The following is a 2,965-nucleotide window of genomic DNA, read 5'->3' as shown; positions in this document are numbered from 1 at the left end:
CCCTGTAGGGTCCGGATCCGACCGGCGCCTCGAGCGTCGCGGCCTCGAACTCGCGCGTCGACCACCAGCGCTCGGAGAAGATCGGCAGCCCGGCCACCACCAGCGGCAGGTCGCGGGCCCGTTCGGGTGCGAAGGTCACCCGCACCAGATCCTCGGCCTCCGCCTCGGCGCGCTCCATGAAACGCAGAGCCTGCGAGATCGCCGGGTGGCCCTTGGCCTTGAGGAGATTGAGCGAGAAGGCGACGTCGCCCGCCCTCAGGGCCGAGCCGTCGTGGAAGCGCGCCTCCGGCCGCAGCCGGAACCGGTAGACGCGGCCATCATGGCTCGCCTGGACGGAGCGGGCCACCAAGCCGTAGACCGCGTCCGGCTCGTCCAACGCCCGCACCATCAGGCTGTCGAAGGTCAGCGGCATGCCGGCCGCGCCGTCGCCCTTCAGGACGTAGACGTTCAGGGTGTTGAAGGTGTCGAAATTCTGGTTCCCGGTGGTGCCGGAAAGCTGGTTCGAGAAGGTGCCGCCCTTGGGCGCGTCCGGCCGGACATAGTCGAAATGGCGGAACGTGGCCGGGTATTTGAGGTCGCCGAAGATCGACAGGCCGTGGGCCTCGGCTTCCTCGGCCAAGCCCGGACGGGCCCCGAGTGCCGCGAGCCCGATCCCGCCGAGAACGGCGCGACGCGTGGCGCCGGCCCGCGGTCCGCAGGCCGCCCCTGCCGTCACCGCGCTCCCCCGACCTTGGTGACCCTGGCCTCGTCCCACCACCAGACCGACGGAAAGGCGGCGCCGCCGAATTCGGGCAGTTTCTCCGGGCGGCCGAACCGATCCCAGCGCGCCGTGCGGCTGACGCGCGAGGCCCATTGCGGCACCACGAAATCTCCGGCCAGCAGCACCCGGTCCAGCGCGCGCGTGGCGGCTACCAGCTCCGCCCTGTCGGCCGCGAAGATGATGCGCTCGATCAGGGCGTCCACGGCCGGGTCCTTGATCCCGGCGAGGTTGCGCGATCCGGGCCGCTCGGCGGCGGCCGAGCCGAAGAAGTCGCGCTGCTCGTTCCCCGGAGACAGCGATTGCGGCCAGACCGACGTGGTGATGTCGAAATCGAACGACCGGATGCGGTTCTGGTACTGGGCCGCGTCCACGATGCGCAATTCCAGCGCGATGCCGATCCGCTCCAGCGCCTGCCGGTAGGGCAGGACATAACGCTCGGCATTCTGATCGAAGCCGATGAACTCGGCCCGGAACGGCTCGCCGCCGCTCTTGGCCACGAGTTGCCGCCCCTTCAGCTCGTAGCCGGCCTCGCCCAGCAGCTTGAGCGCCTCGCGCAGGTTCGTCCGCACCGCCTCGGGCGAGCCGCCGACCGGATTGCTGTAGGGCCGCGTGAAGACCGCCTCCGGCACCTTGCCCCGCAGGGGCTCCAGGATGGCGAGTTCCTGGCCCTCGGGCACCCCCGAGGAGGCGAGCTCCGTGCCGTAGAAATAGGAGTTGATGCGCTCGTAGAGCCCGTAAAACAGCGTCCGGTTGGTGTCCTCGAAATCAAAGGCCAGGTTGAAGGCGCGGCGCACGCGCGGATCGGCGAAACGCGGCCGCCGGAGATTGAACACGAAGGCCTGCATCACGCCGGAATTGCGGATCGGGAACTCCTCCCGGACCACCCGGCCCTCGCTGGCGGCCGGGAAATCGTAGGCCGTGGACCATTGCCGAGCCGAGTTCTCGGTGCGGAAATCGATACGGTCGCCCTTGAAGGCTTCGAGCAGCACGGTGCCGTCCCGGTAATATTCGTACCGGACTTCCTGGAAATTGTGCTGGCCCCGGACCGTGTTGAGGTCGCGGGCCCAAAAGTCCGGCACCAGCTCGTACAGGGCGTAGCGGCCGGGCTCGAAGCTCTTCAGCCGGTACGGGCCGGAGCCGACCGGGGGTTCCAGCGTGGTCTGGGCGGGGTCGCGGGGCCGGCCGTTCGGGCCCGTGCCGGTCCACCAATGCTTCGGCAGGATCGGCAGCTGGCCGACGATCTGGGGCAGTTCGCGATTGCCCTTTTCCGAGAACGTGAAGGCGATCTCCCGCTCGCCGCGCGGCTCCGCTTTCTGCACGTTCTGATAGTAGAAGGCGTAGAACGGGCTCGTGGCTTTGAGCGTCTCGAAGGAGAAGATCACGTCTTCCGGCGTGATCGGGCGGCCGTCCTGGAAACGGGCGCGCGGATTGAGCCGGTAGGTCACCGACGCGAAATCCGGCGGGTGGCTCACCGCCTCGGCGATCAGGCCGTATTCGGTCGAAACCTCGTCCTGCGCGGCCACCATGAGGGTGTCGTGCAGCAGCGAGCCGATTCCCGCCTCGAGTTCGCCCCGGACGCCGGCCGTGAACAGGTTGAAATTGTCGAAGGTGCCCTGGGAGCCGAGCCGCACCAGCCCGCCCTTCGGCGCGTCGGCCCGGACATAGTCGAAATGCGGAAAGCCGGCCGGGTATTTCGGCTCCCCCATCAGCGAGAGCCCGTGCCGCCATTCCGGCCCGGCGGCCCGGGCGAGGCCCGGGGCGGCCGGGAGAGCGGCCAGCGCCAGGCCGCTTCCCAGAAGGCGTCTGCGTGTCAGAGCGTGACCGGCCACCCGTGTCTCCCTGTCGGTTCCGTCCGGCCGAGCATGGCACGGCCGGGAACGGTCTGTCAGAGCGGGCGCCGCGACCTCCTGCCTCAAGCGCGACCGCTTACTGGTGACCCGGTCCCGAGGTGTGCGGCGGGGTCTGGGACGGCTGCACCGGCTGGGCGGCGGCCGGCTCGTTGGAGGGCGCCGCCGTCGGCGAGCCGGAGCCGGTGGGCTGCGTCTGCGTCGGCGAAGCGCCGCTGGCCGGCGGCTGCGGCTGGTTCGGCGTGGTCGGCTGCACTTGCGGGGCGGCCGGCTGCGGCGTGGCCTGCACAGGAGCCGGCGCGGGCTCGGGACGCTGGCCCGGCATCGCCGGGGAGGGCCGCTGCTCGGTCTGGGCCGG

At 70.4% G+C, this 2,965-nt stretch carries 3 protein-coding genes; 1 reads left to right on the top strand and 2 read right to left on the bottom strand.

From position 1 onward, the window contains the following. Nucleotides 1-715 (bottom strand): ABC transporter substrate-binding protein (locus JWR86_RS08965; RefSeq protein ID WP_299563866.1); only part of this gene is annotated, 715 nt, incomplete at its 3' end. After that, the gene (locus tag JWR86_RS08960) at nt 712-2,544 is read right to left on the bottom strand and encodes an extracellular solute-binding protein (RefSeq protein ID WP_299563869.1); all 1,833 of its coding nucleotides are present in this window, start codon (nt 2,542-2,544) and stop codon (nt 712-714) included. The genes JWR86_RS08965 and JWR86_RS08960, both read right to left, overlap by 4 nt. Before the next feature lie 164 nt (nt 2,545-2,708). On the opposite strand from JWR86_RS08960, the gene JWR86_RS08955 reads away from it, so the two are divergent. Continuing rightward, nucleotides 2,709-2,965, top strand: a 257-nt coding sequence (locus tag JWR86_RS08955) for a hypothetical protein (RefSeq protein ID WP_299563863.1), incomplete at its 3' end; no start/stop codon positions are given.

It is taken from the genome of Enterovirga sp. (assembly GCF_028290205.1).
Taxonomy (GTDB): domain Bacteria; phylum Pseudomonadota; class Alphaproteobacteria; order Rhizobiales; family Beijerinckiaceae; genus Enterovirga.
This window is presented reverse-complemented; position numbering and strand designations above follow the sequence as displayed.